This is a genomic window from Gaoshiqia sp. US2 (assembly GCF_059705485.1).
This window is the reverse complement of the sequence record NZ_AP048550.1, coordinates 130,619-146,976: the sequence shown is the minus strand read 5'-3', so window position 1 is coordinate 146,976 and position 16,358 is coordinate 130,619. Positions and strand designations below refer to the sequence as shown.

General features: G+C 37.2%; 18 protein-coding genes. 11 read left to right on the top strand and 7 right to left on the bottom strand.

Annotated elements, in window-relative coordinates; translation table 11 throughout:
* Positions 1-17: 17 nt before the first annotated feature.
* Positions 18-2,684, bottom strand: a complete 2,667-nt coding sequence (locus AC6H3C_RS00560) for a TrlF family AAA-like ATPase (protein ID WP_497518553.1) — start codon at positions 2,682-2,684, stop codon at positions 18-20.
* 555 nt (positions 2,685-3,239) lie between these two features.
* Here AC6H3C_RS00560 and AC6H3C_RS00555 point away from each other — a divergent pair.
* From AC6H3C_RS00555 to AC6H3C_RS00545, 3 genes are all read left to right on the top strand, one after another.
* Complete coding sequence (locus AC6H3C_RS00555) at positions 3,240-4,154, top strand: ArdC family protein (protein ID WP_497518552.1); 915 nt, start codon at positions 3,240-3,242, stop codon at positions 4,152-4,154.
* 58 nt (positions 4,155-4,212) lie between these two features.
* Positions 4,213-4,908, top strand: coding sequence for an N-6 DNA methylase (locus AC6H3C_RS00550; protein WP_497518550.1), 696 nt, complete (start codon positions 4,213-4,215; stop codon positions 4,906-4,908).
* Between the two features lie 419 nt (positions 4,909-5,327).
* Positions 5,328-5,687, top strand: coding sequence for a hypothetical protein (locus tag AC6H3C_RS00545; RefSeq protein ID WP_497518549.1), 360 nt, complete (start codon positions 5,328-5,330; stop codon positions 5,685-5,687).
* Positions 5,688-5,801: 114 nt separating this feature from the next.
* Here the strand turns inward: AC6H3C_RS00545 and AC6H3C_RS00540 are convergent, their stop codons facing one another.
* From AC6H3C_RS00540 to AC6H3C_RS00525, 4 genes are all read right to left on the bottom strand, one after another.
* Positions 5,802-5,939, bottom strand: coding sequence for a hypothetical protein (locus tag AC6H3C_RS00540; protein WP_497518548.1), 138 nt, complete (start codon positions 5,937-5,939; stop codon positions 5,802-5,804).
* 93 nt (positions 5,940-6,032) lie between these two features.
* Entirely contained in the window at positions 6,033-6,437 is a 405-nt protein-coding gene (locus AC6H3C_RS00535) for a type II CBASS E2 protein (RefSeq protein ID WP_497518547.1), read from the bottom strand.
* Position 6,438: 1 nt separating this feature from the next.
* Positions 6,439-7,662, bottom strand: coding sequence for a nucleotidyltransferase domain-containing protein (locus AC6H3C_RS00530; protein WP_497518546.1), 1,224 nt, complete (start codon positions 7,660-7,662; stop codon positions 6,439-6,441).
* A gap of 6 nt (positions 7,663-7,668) precedes the next feature.
* Complete coding sequence (locus tag AC6H3C_RS00525) at positions 7,669-8,793, bottom strand: HNH endonuclease (RefSeq protein WP_497518544.1); 1,125 nt, start codon at positions 8,791-8,793, stop codon at positions 7,669-7,671.
* A gap of 152 nt (positions 8,794-8,945) precedes the next feature.
* On the opposite strand from AC6H3C_RS00525, the gene AC6H3C_RS00520 reads away from it, so the two are divergent.
* The 4 genes from AC6H3C_RS00520 (at position 8,946) to AC6H3C_RS00505 (ending at position 12,351) form a co-directional block, all read left to right on the top strand.
* Positions 8,946-9,632, top strand: coding sequence for a hypothetical protein (locus AC6H3C_RS00520; protein WP_497518543.1), 687 nt, complete (start codon positions 8,946-8,948; stop codon positions 9,630-9,632).
* Positions 9,619-9,966 (top strand): hypothetical protein, encoded by a 348-nt coding sequence (locus tag AC6H3C_RS00515; protein ID WP_497518542.1) that lies wholly within the window; start codon positions 9,619-9,621, stop codon positions 9,964-9,966. The genes AC6H3C_RS00520 and AC6H3C_RS00515 overlap by 14 nt, the downstream gene beginning before the upstream one ends.
* Positions 9,967-9,973: 7 nt before the next feature.
* Positions 9,974-10,744 (top strand): ImmA/IrrE family metallo-endopeptidase, encoded by a 771-nt coding sequence (locus AC6H3C_RS00510; protein ID WP_497518540.1) that lies wholly within the window; start codon positions 9,974-9,976, stop codon positions 10,742-10,744.
* Positions 10,745-11,547: 803 nt separating this feature from the next.
* The gene (locus tag AC6H3C_RS00505; RefSeq protein ID WP_497518539.1) at positions 11,548-12,351 is read left to right on the top strand and encodes a phage integrase SAM-like domain-containing protein; all 804 of its coding nucleotides are present in this window, start codon (positions 11,548-11,550) and stop codon (positions 12,349-12,351) included.
* Between the two features lie 140 nt (positions 12,352-12,491).
* Here the strand turns inward: AC6H3C_RS00505 and AC6H3C_RS00500 are convergent, their stop codons facing one another.
* Together AC6H3C_RS00500 and AC6H3C_RS00495 are read right to left on the bottom strand one after the other, a co-directional pair.
* Entirely contained in the window at positions 12,492-12,644 is a 153-nt protein-coding gene (locus AC6H3C_RS00500) for a hypothetical protein (RefSeq protein ID WP_497518538.1), read from the bottom strand.
* 80 nt (positions 12,645-12,724) lie between these two features.
* A complete protein-coding gene (locus tag AC6H3C_RS00495; RefSeq protein ID WP_497521237.1) occupies positions 12,725-13,606 on the bottom strand; it encodes an IS4 family transposase in 882 nt (293 codons plus the stop codon).
* A 429-nt stretch (positions 13,607-14,035) separates the two neighbouring features.
* On the opposite strand from AC6H3C_RS00495, the gene AC6H3C_RS00490 reads away from it, so the two are divergent.
* The 4 genes from AC6H3C_RS00490 to AC6H3C_RS00475 all read left to right on the top strand — a co-directional run bounded on the left by AC6H3C_RS00490 (position 14,036) and on the right by AC6H3C_RS00475 (position 16,298).
* Positions 14,036-14,248, top strand: coding sequence for a helix-turn-helix domain-containing protein (locus tag AC6H3C_RS00490; protein WP_497518537.1), 213 nt, complete (start codon positions 14,036-14,038; stop codon positions 14,246-14,248).
* Positions 14,245-14,568 carry a HipA N-terminal domain-containing protein gene (locus tag AC6H3C_RS00485; RefSeq protein ID WP_497518536.1) on the top strand — a complete coding sequence of 108 codons (324 nt, stop codon included), beginning with the start codon at positions 14,245-14,247 and terminating at the stop codon, positions 14,566-14,568. Before AC6H3C_RS00490 ends, AC6H3C_RS00485 begins: the two co-directional genes overlap by 4 nt.
* A gap of 157 nt (positions 14,569-14,725) precedes the next feature.
* Positions 14,726-15,583: a HipA domain-containing protein gene (locus AC6H3C_RS00480; protein ID WP_497518534.1), complete on the top strand. Its 858-nt coding sequence runs from the start codon at positions 14,726-14,728 to the stop codon at positions 15,581-15,583.
* A 76-nt stretch (positions 15,584-15,659) separates the two neighbouring features.
* Positions 15,660-16,298, top strand: a complete 639-nt coding sequence (locus AC6H3C_RS00475) for an RNA polymerase sigma factor (RefSeq protein ID WP_497518533.1) — start codon at positions 15,660-15,662, stop codon at positions 16,296-16,298.
* Positions 16,299-16,358: the final 60 nt, after the last annotated feature.

The following is a 16,358-nucleotide window of genomic DNA, read 5'->3' as shown; positions in this document are numbered from 1 at the left end:
TTTAATCCCTATGTTTCTTAAAGCTTATAAATTTCCTTTCGTCGTTTAAATGCTTGTTTTCCACCTTCCAAAATTTCACAACACAATTTCCTGGTGCCCTCATTGTCAATAGAACCTCGTTCCATTACCATTGATCTAATACTTGTGCTTTTGAGCGGGATTATGAGTTCTGCATCGCCAAGAACGGCGATATTCGGATTATGAGTTACTATAATTACTTGTCTATATTCCTTTATCTTGCGAAGATTAGCAACTATAGATTTATATATAAACTCACTGTCTAAATTATCCTCAGGTTGGTCAATTAAAAGAGGAACTTTACTCTTTGATTGTAATAAGATTGCCAGCAAGATTGATTGTTGTTGACCTAACGATAGTTGATTCAATGGTCTATGCACAGTTTGAGATTCTCCACTTATACTACTTACAGTTTTAGTGATGATAATACTTGGTTTATCATCAAAAACTAAAGATTCAAAATCTTCATAATTAAAGTTGTCAATTGCTTTTATTAATAATGAGGATATCTCTTCGTCAGTATAAACCCGCCCGTTTTCATCTTGAATAGACTTCATGAAGTTGAGATTTCCTTTACGAACAGCTTGAGCAAATTCAATAGGAGTTATGTTTTCAACAAATAATTCTGATTTTTTCAATAATCGCCACTGAGATAGATCTTTTATAGCTTTTTCGAATGCCGGAGAATATTTTCCTTGTTTAAATTTTACTGATACAAAAAAATTATCCACACTATTTTTTAAATTGTCATTGATAGTTCTCCCAAATTCATGGTGTAAGTAATAAATTCTATTTTTTGTATCAATTCTATTAGTAACAATATCATCCCTTTCTTTTAACAACAATTTTAGGTCAACTTCTTTTTGTTTTAACAATTTCAGCTTCGTCTGGAAGGTTACGACATCTTTAGTTATTTGATTGATTTTTCCTAAATCAAATGGAATTCCTTTTTCTTCAAGTTCTTTCTTCTTTGCATCAATCTTTGCTTGAATTTCTTTCTCCTTACTCTCCCAATCCTTTAATTGCACCTTTAAATCTACAATTTTTTGGGATAATTCAGTATTTAATTCCGACTGTTTAGATAGCACTATTTCTGCGAAATTTCTGACAATTTCTTTTACCTGTATAAAATTATCTTTTCCAACTTTAATTTCTTCTCCATCTATTTTTTCAAATCCATCAAAAATGGTTTTATCTGACAGAATATCTTTATACTTTGCAACTAGAGCGTTTAAATCAGTAATAATACTACTCCTAATTTCTTTTTCCCTTATTAGTGCTAAATGAAAATTTACTAGTTCACTTGCCTTATCTTGTTGTAATTGACGTAATTTACCTTCTAAATTTACCTTCATTTTTGTAACCTCGGGTATTTGCGAAACCTCAATTCGTAATGCTCTTAATTTACTTTGATTGTCATTCAATTGATCTCTGAATGTCTTATCTTCTGCATTTAGTGTTTCTAAGTCTAAAAATGAATTTAGAAAGTCGATTAAAAATTGAGGATTTTTTTCACTAAATTGAATTGTTTTTGCAGTTTCTCCTTGACCATAGCTTTCAATTTGTATCCTTGAAAGACCACCGCTATATGATAAATTTGTTGCGATAGCATTCTTCTCTCGCGAAAAATTAAATAATTGACCCGTTTCATCTTCATACTGTAAATATATTTTCTCAGGCCAAACTTCACTATCAACAACATTCAATTCTGATTTATTACCAGAGCATTCACGGAGAGACTCTAATAATGTTGATTTACCTGCACCTCGACCTCCAATAATACAAGTTAAGTTGTTGCTGAAATGAATTGTTTGATTATCGAGCAACCCACCTTCAATATGCAATCCAATAAAACGAGGTAATCTTTCAGGTATGAAATTTTCAATTCGTATTCTTGAATTGCTGCTTATTAATGCAATTCGAAAGGCGTGAAAATTTAGAGAATCTAATTTTATTCGAGTAAGTTTTTTCTCACCACTAGCATTCAACCCAAGCTTGTCAAGAGTATGCGCATCTGAAGACATTAATTTGGGGAATTCGTAATTATTCTCTAATTCAAGTATTTGTCGTCTTTCGTTAATTAACCTTTTTCTTTCAGGGGCATATTCACTAATATCATTTTCACCATATAAATCAATACTCATTTTATCACTGATTTCTATTGCCATCAGTGTTTCATGTGTCAATATTTCTGAGACTTTGGGATCAAATCGATTAATAGTCTTCTCAAACCCTGAATCCAATTCTATATGAGCCAATACTCCTATGCCATTGTATTGTTTTGCAAGGTCTAAGCAATCGACGATTCCTTGTGTACAAGTTTCTTTTTTGATAGAAATATTGAGTTTTCCCCTAAAATTTCGCAACTCTTCATATTTTTCAAAATACACCAATAAATGCCCTTGAGTTGTAGAAACTTCAATACCAGGAATAACAAGCAATTTTTTACCCTCTGCATATTTGATTGCTTTATTAACATTGCGATCTTCATTATGATCTGTTATTGAAATTATTGATAGCCCCTTTTCAATTGACGTATCTACAATTTTCTCTGGAGTCATTGTCTTATCTGTTACATCAAAAGAACCTTCCTCCCCAAAACTATGTATGTGCAAATCAGCTTTATAAAACTTTGCTCCTGAATTTGTTGTGCTAAAATCATTCATGATTAAGTAAATATGTAGGTTAGACGTTTTTGTTTTAAATTCTCAAAGGAATTTTACCTGCGCGTTCCTTTTCGGCTCTTTTGTAACGTATATATCATCAAATATATAGTACTTTATTCGATAATTATTGATAATCAGAATTTTTATTTTAGCATTTTAATGTTCGGTACTCAGGACAAGATATTGAGCGGGAAAGAGTGATGATGAGTTGGTAACCTTTATTGGCTTTGATGTATCTTATCAATTTATATTGTCTTTCAAACTAAAACTTATAGTTGTTTTTAGTTTCTTATTACACTCAAATTTCTGACAAAGTTATTGATCGCTTCACGGAACGATAAAGGGGAACTCGCTTTTCGTGGCTCGTTTCCTTCAGATGCGTTCAGTTTCATGGATTGCCCATTTCGGGCATGAAACTGACATGCACCCCGTTGACCTGATCCGTGACAGCTCAATGTTGGTACGCCAAAAATTTAAGTTTAACGGCGTGCCAGATATTTCCTTAGTTAAATCGAAGGGAGCCAAAATAAGTCTGTAGGGCAGCAGCATTATCCCATGAATACTTCATTTGATATTTATGAAATGGTTACCAACCTGATTATTGAACGCCTTGAAGCAGGTGTTGTCCCTTGGCAGATGCCTTGGAAAGCAGAAACTGGTTTCCCGCAAAACATGGTTCACAAAAAAGCATATCGCGGCTTTAATTTCTGGTTGCTGCTGACTGTGGCCGATAAGTTTGGGTCCCCGTTCTTTCTCACCTTTAACCAGGTTAAAGAACTGGGTGGTCATATACTGAAAGGTGAAAAAGGTTTTCCGGTTGTGTTCTGGAAGATACTCGATACGGAAGAAAAAGACGGCAGTGTTGACCACATCCCTTTCCTTCGGTATTACACAGTTTTTAACCTGAAACAAACCGAAGGTATTGTTGAAAACAAGATTCCAGCAACTGAAGCACATGACCATGAGTTTGACCCGATTGGCAATGCAGAGCAGTTAATCGAATTCTGGTGCGACAGTCCTGAAATTAAGATTGACCAGTCACATGCGTTTTATTCACCAACTGGTGATTATATCGGGATGCCAAATCCACGGACTTTTTTCAGGGACGAACAATATTATTCAACCTTATATCATGAATGTATTCACGCGACTGGGCATATCAACCGGACTGGAAGACATGAGAAGCTTTCCGACCATAAATTCGGTTCCAAAGATTACAGCCAGGAAGAACTCGTTGCCGAATTAGGTGCAGCTTACCTGTGCTATATGACCGGTATCCAGAATGCCACGATAGACAACAGTGCTGCCTACATCAAAAGCTGGATCGGCAAATTTAAAGAGGATAAAAAGATGCTTTTGACAGCCTCTTCGATGGCTCAAAAGGCAGTGGATTACATCCTGGAGCATCAATCCTATCCCAACCCGGCTGTCAGTGTTGCACTGGTCGACCAAATGGCGGAAGCAGTTTAGCCTTCGCCATTTTTTTATCTCAAAATTTCGCAGTTAGAAACAATTAAAGATTTAAGATATGGAACAGTTAAAAAGTTTTTCCCAGTATATTCTGCAAATCGGCTACAAATATGGTTTGCATTCGGTGTTTGATGATTTCCTTGAAATGGTTGTTTGTTCGTTGTCTTTAGGTGCAAAGGAAGATCGTTATTTGGAGATTGTTCGTAATTACGAGAAACCGGATGCCTACCTGATAGCCGAAGCTTTTGGTTCACTGGTCATCGAAATGGACAACAATGGTGAAGGTCTGAAAGATGGTTTTGGAGACTTTTATATGGAATACCTAAGCCATGGCAGGAACGGACAGTTTTTCACCCCGGAGCCGATATGTGATATGATGGTCCGGATATTGAACCCGGCAGGTTTTGGGGAGCGGGTTGCTGATTGTTGTTGTGGTTCAGGCCGAATGTTGCTGGCAGCAGCAAGGATAAGCCGAAACTCGTTATTCTTTGGGGCTGATATTGACCGAACCTGTGTCATGATGTGTTTGATTAACCTTTGTCTGAATGGGCTTCAGGGAGAAGTCTGCTGGATGGATACCCTAATGAACAGTTTTTACGGAGGTTGGGAGATAGAACTTCATCCGGAAAAGTCAGTCCCATATATCAGGGAAATAACTAAAGAAGAAAGTTATCTGGTGCTAAAGGTGCCGGAGAAGAAAGAAGAAATTGCTAAAAAACAGGCTGCATCGCAGCAGTTACTGTTTGAATTCTAGGGGCTGAAAAGCTCCTTTTTTGTTCGTTTCGATATTGAAATCTTTGTTGTCTTGATAAAGTTTCGCAAATAGTGGCTCTTTAAAAATATCACAATATTAGTACTTAGAGTACAAGAATCAGCTTATAAATAAAGAAATCCCATGTTTTATTTTTTGATGAATAGGTAAGAACACTCCATTTAAAATTGTAGGCAAAGTTATTGATCGCTTCACGGAACGGTAAAGGGGAACTCGCATTTCGTGGCTCGTTTCCTTCGGATGCGTTCATTCCGGTGGAACCGGAATGACATGCACCCCGTTGACCTTATCCGTGACAGCTCAATGTCTGGTTACGCCGAAATTTTAACCGGCGTGCCAGATATACCCTGAGTTACATCGAAGGGTGCCAATACAAATCTCCAGGGCAGGAGTACACGAATATGAATAATGCAGCTAAAAAACTCGATGCTGAGAGTGTAGAACAACCTAAAGCTTCTTTGGAAGTAGTGAAGAAAGATGAAAAAGAAGTTGCTGAAGTTCCTTCATTGGAAAAACGCATCCAGAAGGTTGAAGATTTGAGCATGCTCATTGAAAAGTGGCGCAAGCTCACCGAAACCCGGAGAAACCTCCAAACCTTCTCCCTAGGGGCTGACGGGTTGGGTGCAACAGTGTTCCTGCGTGACGCATCAGGAAAAGAGTTTAAAACTTCCAATACACCGGTAGTATCCGCTGTGATGGAAGAAATCAAAACGACTTTGGATGAACGCATCAAGGAAGTTGAAACCCAGATCAAGTTCTGAGGAAAGAGAGGCGAAACGCCTCTCTTTTGGTCGCTAAAAATTTAAAAATGTATATAAAAGAGCATAGGTCATCTTTACATTACATGCGAACTATGCTCTTTTTTACTTTGCTGCTTATTTTCTTTTTCCACCTTTTTCTCTTTGAGAAAGTGCACTTCCTGCAGCAGTTTTACTTGCTGCACTTGTTCTTCCATCTCTCAGAACTTTTGAAGCAGCAGAAGCAGCGGCTTTACTTGTGACTTTTTTAGCCATTACTTTCAAGTTTTATTTTCAATCCGAGCTATACAGGTGGATTGATTCCTGCTAAAGTCATTTTGCAGACATGGTCGACTTTTATAACCATGTTTAATGTTTTCCACCACCATACCAAGTCCCAGTAGCTACCCATATTTCATAATGAAGTAACCATTCACTTGTCCACGGAATAATCGTTTTTGCAATCAGTTTATGCTCATTCCATTCATTCATTTGCCTACGATACAGGCATAAATGCTGTTTCTCGTGATTATAAATATGCGGTAGCTGGGTGGAATCTTTTGCCATTGGCAAAGGATTTGGACTAAGCACGTAGATATTAGGGTCATGACCTATATTATACTCTATCCTTATATTATAAATTATGCTTAAATTCGAGGGTTTAAGCATTCCTTCCCAAATTAATCCCTTATTATACCCTATGATTTCCAATGTAGAATCCGGAAAGAAATGTCGAAGCATTCCACCTTGAGCATGTACTGAAATACGTTTCATTTTACTTATTACCATGAAAATTGTGAGATACAGCAGATACGTTACCAACTGAACTAAGGATTCCAGTGCCAGTAGTCATCTTTAATATTCCACTTTCTCGAAGTTGAAGATTCCATTCTCCTAATGTTGAAAATGCTTTTATTACTGCTGATTCGCCGAATGGCCTTTTCATCGAATCAGAAATATTATGCAGTCCGCGTTGTTGAACGATGTTTTGAATATCCTGTTTTACTTGACTAAGCCATTTGTAGAAGTTCGTTTCTCTTTGAGGGTGTTCTACCCATTTATCTGCAAAATTTTCTTCAGGATTTACTGGATTGGAAATCCATTTTATGATTTTACCAGTATTAGGATCATAGCGGCTTTCAATAAAATTATGCATACTAGCAACTACATTCATCAATGCGTCTATTATAGAGATTTCCTTATTATATGCCTCTGAGGCTAACGTCGTGATAATTATTGATATAGGCTTATCTTCGTCACCATTGAAGATTACATCCCGGTGACGTTTCAAGATTTGAATGACACGTTGTAGTGGCAATTTTTCTTTCTGGTATTTTGGAACAGGTTTTACTGCTTCGGATAATAAAATTGACTTTTGCAGTTCAATAGAGGCTCTGTTGTAAAACCAGCCCCCATATCCAAACGGATTGCTTTTCATCCAGTTTTCGGCAACAGTATCTGTGTAGTAATTTGTTTGTTTCTTATCAGTGATTCGAATTGCCAATGAATCATAATTTGTCACAAGCGTCGAATCGGACAAGGCTTTTTCAAGTACTGTACTATAGCCATTACAAACGAGGCTTGGGAGTATATCCATATGATACTTTGCACTATCGGAATACGACAGAGTCCAGCATCTTCGACCTTCCTCATTAAGAATCTTTTTGTAGGTTTCGTTAGCTTTGAGCCGATTTCCAACAACTTGCTTTAGATGATATTGTGTCCATTGCGGATTTTTTCCTGTTAATTCGCATACCAAGTCTATGTCCAAATCATCTTCTTCGCATATAGGCTTAATCATTGTTCCAAACATGAAAGAGCCTTGCGGACGAATAACCGGCTTGTAGGGAGCAAGGGATGATTCCGGCTTTGCCAACCATTCGCCAACTGCTCCATAACTACTTATTGCGGCTTTATATTGGGTTTCTGTTATATCCAATGTGTCACCGAGTGTTTCCAAAATCTCACTAAATTGTTTTTTTTCTTCTACTGTTAACATATCTAATTATTTTATTGTTATCGTTTTATAAAAACCGTCCTTCAACTTGTTTTCATCATATATCACCAAAGGCATATCAGCTTTTGGCATCCATACCCGACCAAATTCAACTGATGCAGAAACGGGCATGGCTGGAAAAATGTGCAAATCCACACAACCATGGTGAGATTTCATTTTATCCATAGTGTGACGAACAGTTTGGCGAAATTCAGAAAGCAATGCTTCCGTTTTCAGAAAATCGTTATTTGGAGTGCCATCGACTGTGATTTCCCAGATGCTCAAATTGTTACCAAGTACCTTTTCAACTCTCTCATACGCTACAGTTGCACTTAAACTGAAAATGAGTACCGGAACTTTTGTTTTTTCTTTGGGCTCACGAACAATGTACTGAACGGGTGTAGATAATGTTTGCCATTTCCAGGTCGACGGTTCTCTATGTTTTTGAAATACTCTCAGGTTAGTCAAATCGTTCAACAATACCCCTAATTTTATAAGCATTGGTTGTGGTGCAAGAGCAAATACAGAATAGTGATCTGTATTTCCTAACATCAGCTTGGGTTTTATTTTTAGATTAAATTGATCACAAAGATTAGTTTCTTCTGCTATCCAGTAAGCATCTGTATTGTCCGTAAATGGAGCGTTCTTTAAGCCCAACTCAATGGCGCTATCACTTGCCGGATAGTACTCATACAACAAAGCCTCATTGGCTAATTGATAGGATATCGGAGAATTATTGTACCCGATATTAGCTCCATAAAGTATTATTTCACTGGACATGTTCGGAAAAATATCAGTTATCCGCTTAATGCGAGTCTCATGCTTTTTTTTCATTTCCAGTAATCTGGATTCGGAATGGCCTGCAACATCAACTCGGTCAATTAATCGATGGCATTTGTCGCAAAGCAACATTAAGTTGTTTATGTCGTTAGAAAGTAATTTTGAACGAACTACATCACCTCTAGGCCCTATGGCTTCATCTGCAACGATATGAGCTATATATGCGCTATTATATCTTTTTTTAGTCAATATGTCCGTATGCAATATTTTATTGCAACCTTCATATTCACATCTTCCTCCGGAAATTGCCCAAAGCAGATTTTGGTTTTGGAGATTAATCTTAGTTTTACTCATTATTTAACTTCAATTCGTTCATTGTCTTTTATTTATACGTTACATTCTTTGGAATTTCAATTATCTATTTAACTTTTTATGTTTATATTTACAAAATAAAGGTAGCCCTCAATCATATACTAATTCCGTTAGTAACGCTTTTGAGTATATATATGAAACAAGAGAATAAAGAGGTAAAAATCGATTTTGAAAGCATGCCGGGTTCAGAGTTGCTTGAGCTTATTTCATGGAAAGAAGAATACCCGCAAGAAGCTGAGCAGGCTTTTATTATATTTTGTAGTAGGTATGAAAAAGACCTTATACAGAAGGCGGAAATTTATTGTTCGAAATTTGGGTATAGCGAAGTTGATGCACTGTTAGTCGCTCATTGCACATTTGCGAGAGTATGGAAATACCCCACGTTTGACACTAAAAAGGCCAAGTCTAAAAATATTGACACAGCTATATTGATGTGGATGTATCCTATTCTTTACACTCAAATAGTTTTGCTTGGAAAAAAGAATACATGCACAGAACCATCCAAAGAAGAAGATTTGTCCATAATTTCAAGTGTAGAAGAAATGATTGAGGTTCGCATTGGAAATGATGTAGAAAAGAAAAGAGAACTTATGGCCAAGTTAGAATTTATTAATAATGCAATGTTGGCGTTGTCTGAAAAGCACAAAATAATCTATTTGACATACAACGCGTATGAAGAGTATGGAAAAAATATTCCTCGTTCAGTGAGTAAGAAACTACAGGAACAACTTGATTTAACCCAAAATTCAATTAGGGTTTATAAAATGGAAGCAAATCAACAGATTGAAAGGTATTTGGAACAAATCAATGGCAACAAATAAAAAATATCAAGGGAAAATTAGTTTAAATAATCTGGGAGAATGGCTGTGTTCTTCTGGATTTTTGTTTCCCCAAAATGAACTGCAACTGGCAAGGTTTAACGAGCTATATGCTGATTATGATTTTAAATTAAAAGATGCCAGAATTGATGTAAGGTCAATAATCGACGGAAATGTTTGTTTTAATACTAGGGTGTTTCGGATTATTAAAGAAGATGAGATTAAGGATATTGAAGAATTAAAAATGGTTGCAAGAAAAGGTCAGGAAGTTCCTAAACATATCATCGACAAGATGAAACAAAAGCATCGAAAAAATAATGATGGCGAGGAACAATAGTCCAAGAGTGAAAAGATTGGCGGAATATATTGCTTTACAGTATGAAGAAAAAATTACGCCTCTTGAAAAAATTGTTGTAGAAGAAGAATTGGAAGTGTTTTATGACAATTATGAGAGTAACACGTTCGATGGAATGACCATTTATGATGAAGGAAGATTCTACATTCATCTTAATATTGACAAACATAATCGTCCTGACTCTGATAGAGGCCGTTTTACATTAGCACATGAACTTGGCCATTATTTTATTGATGCGCATAGAATAGGTTTGAAGAACGGGTTATTAGAACCACATCCCTCACTGACTAATCAAAAACAATTTGTTGCTATTGAACGTGAAGCCGATTATTTTGCATCGTGTCTATTAATGCCTGAGTTACGCTTCCGAAAAGATATTGGAAATAAAAAATTCATTTTTGGTGTGATTGATTTTTTACGTGAAGAGTATAAAGTAAGTAGAACGGCATGTGCATTAAGATTTGCAGATATTGGCAATCATCCTATCATGGTGGTCTATTCTGAAAATAATGCCATAAGATGGGCTCATTCAAGCGAAGATTTTCCCTTTAAATGGTTGCTTAATGATAATACTGTTCCTCAAAATACTGTAATGGGCGATTATTTTAATAACAATCATGTTGCCGACATTTTTAAAACAGAGCAAGTTTGGGCAATTGATTGTTTTAAATATGTTAGAGATGAAGATTTGCAAAGAAAGTTTTATGAACATTGCATAACCTACAAAAACTCAGCGTTGAGTATCTTTTGGGAGGACTAAACTCAATTAACTACAAAGAAACCAGGCCCGTCCCAAGGTAGTTCGTTCGATTATACTTCACTCTTATCACACAACATTGTAATATATTAAATATGCCGTGCATTTGCTCTTATATTGTGTCGTGCGATTACTCTTATGTTATGTGATAATATTGTGAATGAATTCAAACAAGGATTGCATGAGATTCGGAATTCCAAAAGACTCAAACAGATGTATTCTCTTCGCACAAAACCGAATAAAGACTTCAACTAAAATGTCGTTCGAATAATTGTGTTTTTATACAAAAAGTCGTTTGAGTTTTTGTATTTGGATGGGTAGATTATCTGCAAAAAAATGATACAAAAAAAGTAAAGATTGGATGTAATTTAAAATTTTTGTGTATTTTTGTATTGAATTAATAATCAGAAGTTTAAGTATCATTTTTTGCTGATGAGTAATTCCGTGAGTTGTGTGAGTTGGATAGTTTTAAATATTAGATATTCAGCGGTTTATACCACTTGGTTCGAATCCAGTACAACCCACTTTTTAGGACTACAAATCGAACCAAAATCCGGTAAATCGTTGATTTACCGGATTTTTTATTTTTTTCTTATATCAAAATAATCCAATTCATATCAAGTAACTCGTGAGCTATTCCGTGAGTAGTTTTTTTATAGTAAGTTTACTCATGGCGATCTCTGTAATAGTTTGTAATTCATTGCTTTATGAATTTGAAACTATCCATTTTTATTGAATGAAATTGACTCATTTTGATACTATTGTCCTTCCGGCTGGACAGGCCAAATCATATCAAATGAGTTGAAATGAAAAAGGTCAACGCAATTAACGTTTTTGATATGAAAGAAAAACAAACATTTGGAATCCAGTTTGTGGGCAGGAAAAATAGAGAGAAGATCAAGAACTTTACCATTTTTGCACGAATCACAGTTAACAGCGCCGTTTCGGAAATCTCTCTGAAACAAAACATCGCATCGCAAGACTGGAATCCCGTCGCCGGGACAGGGAAAGGAAGAAAAACGGAAATAAAGGAGCTCACCGGTTTCTGGACCAGGTACGCACCCTTCTTAATTAATATATACCGTGAGCTTCTGGTCGATGGAGATCTCCCCTCTCCTTCCATAATAAAAAACCGTTTCTTAGGAATTGAAGAACAAGGGAAGTCAATTCTTGACGCTTTCGATTACCACAAAAAGGTCGCACAGGAAGATCTTTCGGACAATACCCGAAAGCATTATAAGACAACTGAAAAGTACGTAAAGGAATTTCTCCTTGCTCAGTTCAAAACAACAGATGTATATCTTCGGGCGATTAATTATAAGTTCATTACAGACTTTGAATACTTTCTGAGGAACAGGAAGCCGACCGATCACCAGAAACCCATGCAAAATAATGGGGTAATGAAACATATCGAGCGGTTCCGGAAAGTAATCAACCTGGCTCAAAACCTTGACTGGCCTAAAATTGCCCCATTCAGAAACTATCAGATCAAATTTAAAAAAGTTGAAGTCGGATATCTTGAACCTGACGAACTGCAAAGAATGGAGAATACCATATTTAAGCTGGAAAGACTTGAATTTACCAAGGATATATCAATATCGTTTAGTTAGTGATTGTTTATAATCGTTTGTAATTCATTGAGTACGGTTTCTTTTGTCTTTTATTTCTCGGGTTGCTCCGTCCCGGCCTGATGATTTCCCGGGTGTTCCAGGCCAATAAGTCAAAGGCATGAAGGGCTTGCTTGTATTTTTTATGGATAAAGGCTGGCACCAGCATATCCATTACGGTTGCCAGGGCATTTGGTCCGGTTGATCTTTTGTCCGTGTTTGCGGTCCTTGTCAGCCTGGTATTCTGCAATGACCTTTTCTTCAATAGGGTGGGTGTAGGCTGCACAAAGTGTCATCAAAAATATTTTGGCATAAAAGCCCTGTTTTACAGACTTGGCCGTTTTACCCGAAAAATTTTCGAGTTCAATGCGGCTTTTCAGCAACTTATAGGCCTCTTCTTCGTTCCACCGAAGTGGTAAAGTTGTTCAAAATCAGGATAGAGATAGGTCTTGTGGTCTGTCAGCGATGTGCAGAGTACCTCTTTCTCCCCGTTTTCGAGTTCAACTTTGATTAGCCGGCAGGTTATTTCCGTGTCCCACATATGGGGGAAGTCTTTCAGTTTGTTACGATCCTTTTTGGGTAAGGTAAAGGTTACAATACTCTCTTTGTCAGCGCTTTCGGCAAATGCCGTTACCTTCAGCCACCAGTCTTCTTTGAGACGGACACAAAACTCAATCCCCCTGGCCTTCAATAAAAAAAGCAACCAAAAGCTGGGATATCCCCGGTCGAGCAACAATAGGTCATCTGAGTTGACCTTGTACAGATGTTCCATCAGCAAGTCCCGCTCACTTGAAGCATAAGGCGCTATTTGAGAATCAATCGTTACCTGGCTTAAAGGATCGTAAAGCAATGAACACATGGCAAGGGAACGGGGACTGTCGGCTTTGGGAACAAATTGATGTATCCCAAATTCCTGGACAACAGTAGGATGATTAGGCAATACAAGCCGGGTGCCGTCAACTGCCAGCAACCGCATCCCATACCACTCGTAGTAGGACGCTCCATCGTAAAAAGTATTTACCGCGATCTCGTTCAGGCGCTTAAACGCCTCCGATTTCAGTTTTTCCCGGGCCTGTGTAAATACCCCATTGGTAACTTCCCTGGTGTTGAAGTCACTTTGGGAGGCTTCTTTGAAGAAGCGGTCCAACTCACGCTGTATAGAACTTTTAAACTTAAGCACCAACAGGATTATCGTTTTGATTGGCAATTTTCTATTCCGGGTAAACACCCCTTCTTTGCCGTCTTTAAAACGGCTGATAAATTGCTTACTGCCAATTTCATAGTCGATATGTTCCGTTATTGTTTCCCGATAATCCGGTTTTTTTGTTGATACTTGGGTTGACCCCTTTATACCCTTACAAAATAATCAACGTTGGGCGAATTAAAAACTTTTCAAAGAACTATTTTTTATCAAAATACCAGCAAAATCAGACAATCCAGTCGCTTCTCTTAACTAAACGACATTGGTTCATGATTTCATATGTTTTGCTAATGGGTCATCCAAAGTATCTTGTTTGGTACAGGCTGCTTGTAGTATCATATATGATACTACAAGCAGCCTGAGTACTCTATCGGACACATAAAACACTCAATAGTATCACAAAAGATACTATTTGCTTGTTTTTTAGTGAAATGTGTTGTACTTTTATCAAAAAGTATTATTTATGATACCGTAGATATTTAGGATATGACAAATGAAGAGATAATTAAAATAGTAAAAGACCGAAAGGAGATTCTGGCAATAAATCAGGAAAATCTAGCCGAACTTTCAGAGGTCGGAATTGCAACATTGAAACGGTTCGAAAGTGGCAAAGGGAATATTACGTTGAAGAACCTGCAAAAAATTGTCGATATCCTGGGACTCGAAATAAGACTGGAACTCAAAAATATAAGTAAATGAGAAAAGCAGAAGTATATCGGAATGGGGTATTGGCCGGCATCCTTACAGAAGCTGATGACCGGACTTTTGAGTTTCAATACATTTCTGAGTATTTCAATGATAATTCGAAACCGGCCATTAGTTTGACATTACCTAAAGATCGATTGTCGTTCGTTTCGGGATATTTATTCCCCGTTTTTTATAATATGCTATCTGAAGGAGCAAACCGGATTGTTCAATCCAGGCAACTGAAGATTGATAAGAATGATTTTTTTGGCTTATTACTGGCCACAGCTCAATACGACACCATTGGGGCAATAACGATCAAACCGATTAATTAATAAAGCTATGGAAATAAGGAATTGCCCGGGATTGCTGACGGAAGGATATTCAGAATACAGTCCTCTTTTCCTGCGCAGGATGTTTTCCGGGCGAAAAGTCAGTCACATTTTACCCTACAACGCCCCCGAAATTGATGAAGAAGACCAGAAGCGGTTCATGCAAAACAGAAAAAAAATCTCAATCTCAGGAATGCAGGAAAAATATTCCGTTCTGCTGGATAAAAGCAATCTCAGGTTGACAGAAGAAAAAGAAAGAGGGATCTATATCCTCAAACCCAAACCGCACGGACTTAAGAAAGTCTTGATGGCTCCTGCAAATGAACATCTGACCATGCAAATTGCCAGCCAGATATACCAGATTCCTACCGCGGTAAACGGGTTGGTATTTTTCAGCAACGATGAACCGGCATACCTGACAAGACGGTTTGACGTTGGCACAGATGGCACTAAATTCGGGAAAGAAGATTTTGCGACCCTGGCAGGTAAAACAGAAGAAAATGCGGGAACTAATTTCAGATATGAATATTCCTATGAAGGTATTGCTGAATTGATTAAAAAATACGTTGGGGCATGGAAAATTGAAATGGAGAAGTTATTTAATCTGGTGGTCTTTAACTTCCTGTTTTCCAATGGCGATGCTCATTTGAAAAATTTCTCCTTACTGGAGACGGTAAATGGTGATTATGTATTAAGTCCTGCCTATGATTTGATGGATACAAGGATCCATGTCGATGAAGAAGGTTTTTTTGCTTTAACGGACGAATTATTTAAAGAGTGGTACTGGTCTGATTGCAGAATAAACAACGCACAACACCATCCATGTAAGGAAGATTTTATCGTATTTGGGAGAAAAATAGGAATACCTGAGAAAAGGGTTGATAAATTACTTGCTCCTTTCCTTAAAAAACAAGCGGGCGTTGAAATTTTAGTTCAGAGATCATTTTTAGATGAGGGAACAAAAGTGCAGTATATGAACCACTACCATGAACGTCTGGAAATGCTGAATATGAGTTGATTATTTCCAGGTCATCGCCGATATACATAATGATTACCGGATTTTTTGATTTTCGATACCATAATAGTTCAATCAAGTGAGTGAGAAATATAAAATTTTGTGTGGAGAGGGGGTCAGGCTTATCATGCAAAAGAATTTCGATTTTGAAATATGGCAAAGGTTTAGGAGAGGTGATGAAAAGGCTTTCTCGTATATCTTCGACACCTATCATCTGCAGTTGTTTGAATATGGCCGGCGGTTTACTGTGAACGAAGAGTTGGTTCGTGACAGCATCCAAGATTTGTTTTTTGAGCTGGCCAGTAAAAAAGATAAGCTTTCACCCACCGATAATATTTTGTTTTACCTGCTTAAATCGCTCCGAATTCGAATTTTCGGGAACTTGCGAAAAAATAAAAACCACAGCATTGAGGTGAAAACTGAGCTCACTGACGAGTTCTTTTTGAGTTATGCAACTGATTCGGATCAATTGGAAAAAGAGTTCAGACTCGATTTGCTGGCCGAAGCCGTAAACCAATTACCGGCTCGTCAAAAGGAAACCATCTATTTGAAGTTTTACAAGAATCTTTCGAATGCTGAAGTGGCCGAAGTTATGCAGGTGAATTACCAGTCGGTTGCGAACAACATTCAAAAAGCCATCCATAAGTTAAAGTCCATTCTTCAATCCGATTCGGATTCTATTATCCTGTTTTTTCAAAGATATCTTCGTAAATGTTAATGCTTTAAATATGCTGCGCAGCATATTTTGGCATAGGGTATATTTCTTCCTTTCCTGCTT

Bases quoted from the DNA above. Each gene is read 5' to 3' on its own strand.
- AC6H3C_RS00480 (WP_497518534.1), top strand. From the start codon at position 14,726: ATGCAAAACAGAAAAAAAATCTCAATCTCAGGAATGCAGGAAAAATAT.
- AC6H3C_RS00560 (WP_497518553.1), bottom strand. From the start codon at position 2,684: ATGAATGATTTTAGCACAACAAATTCAGGAGCAAAGTTTTATAAAGCT.
- AC6H3C_RS00530 (WP_497518546.1), bottom strand. From the start codon at position 7,662: ATGTTAACAGTAGAAGAAAAAAAACAATTTAGTGAGATTTTGGAAACA.
- AC6H3C_RS00490 (WP_497518537.1), top strand. From the start codon at position 14,036: ATGACAAATGAAGAGATAATTAAAATAGTAAAAGACCGAAAGGAGATT.
- AC6H3C_RS00520 (WP_497518543.1), top strand. From the start codon at position 8,946: ATGAAACAAGAGAATAAAGAGGTAAAAATCGATTTTGAAAGCATGCCG.
- AC6H3C_RS00545 (WP_497518549.1), top strand. From the start codon at position 5,328: ATGAATAATGCAGCTAAAAAACTCGATGCTGAGAGTGTAGAACAACCT.
- AC6H3C_RS00500 (WP_497518538.1), bottom strand. From the start codon at position 12,644: ATGACACTTTGTGCAGCCTACACCCACCCTATTGAAGAAAAGGTCATT.
- AC6H3C_RS00540 (WP_497518548.1), bottom strand. From the start codon at position 5,939: ATGGCTAAAAAAGTCACAAGTAAAGCCGCTGCTTCTGCTGCTTCAAAA.
- AC6H3C_RS00515 (WP_497518542.1), top strand. From the start codon at position 9,619: ATGGCAACAAATAAAAAATATCAAGGGAAAATTAGTTTAAATAATCTG.
- AC6H3C_RS00485 (WP_497518536.1), top strand. From the start codon at position 14,245: ATGAGAAAAGCAGAAGTATATCGGAATGGGGTATTGGCCGGCATCCTT.
- AC6H3C_RS00535 (WP_497518547.1), bottom strand. From the start codon at position 6,437: ATGAAACGTATTTCAGTACATGCTCAAGGTGGAATGCTTCGACATTTC.
- AC6H3C_RS00505 (WP_497518539.1), top strand. From the start codon at position 11,548: ATGAAAAAGGTCAACGCAATTAACGTTTTTGATATGAAAGAAAAACAA.
- AC6H3C_RS00555 (WP_497518552.1), top strand. From the start codon at position 3,240: ATGAATACTTCATTTGATATTTATGAAATGGTTACCAACCTGATTATT.
- AC6H3C_RS00550 (WP_497518550.1), top strand. From the start codon at position 4,213: ATGGAACAGTTAAAAAGTTTTTCCCAGTATATTCTGCAAATCGGCTAC.
- AC6H3C_RS00525 (WP_497518544.1), bottom strand. From the start codon at position 8,793: ATGAGTAAAACTAAGATTAATCTCCAAAACCAAAATCTGCTTTGGGCA.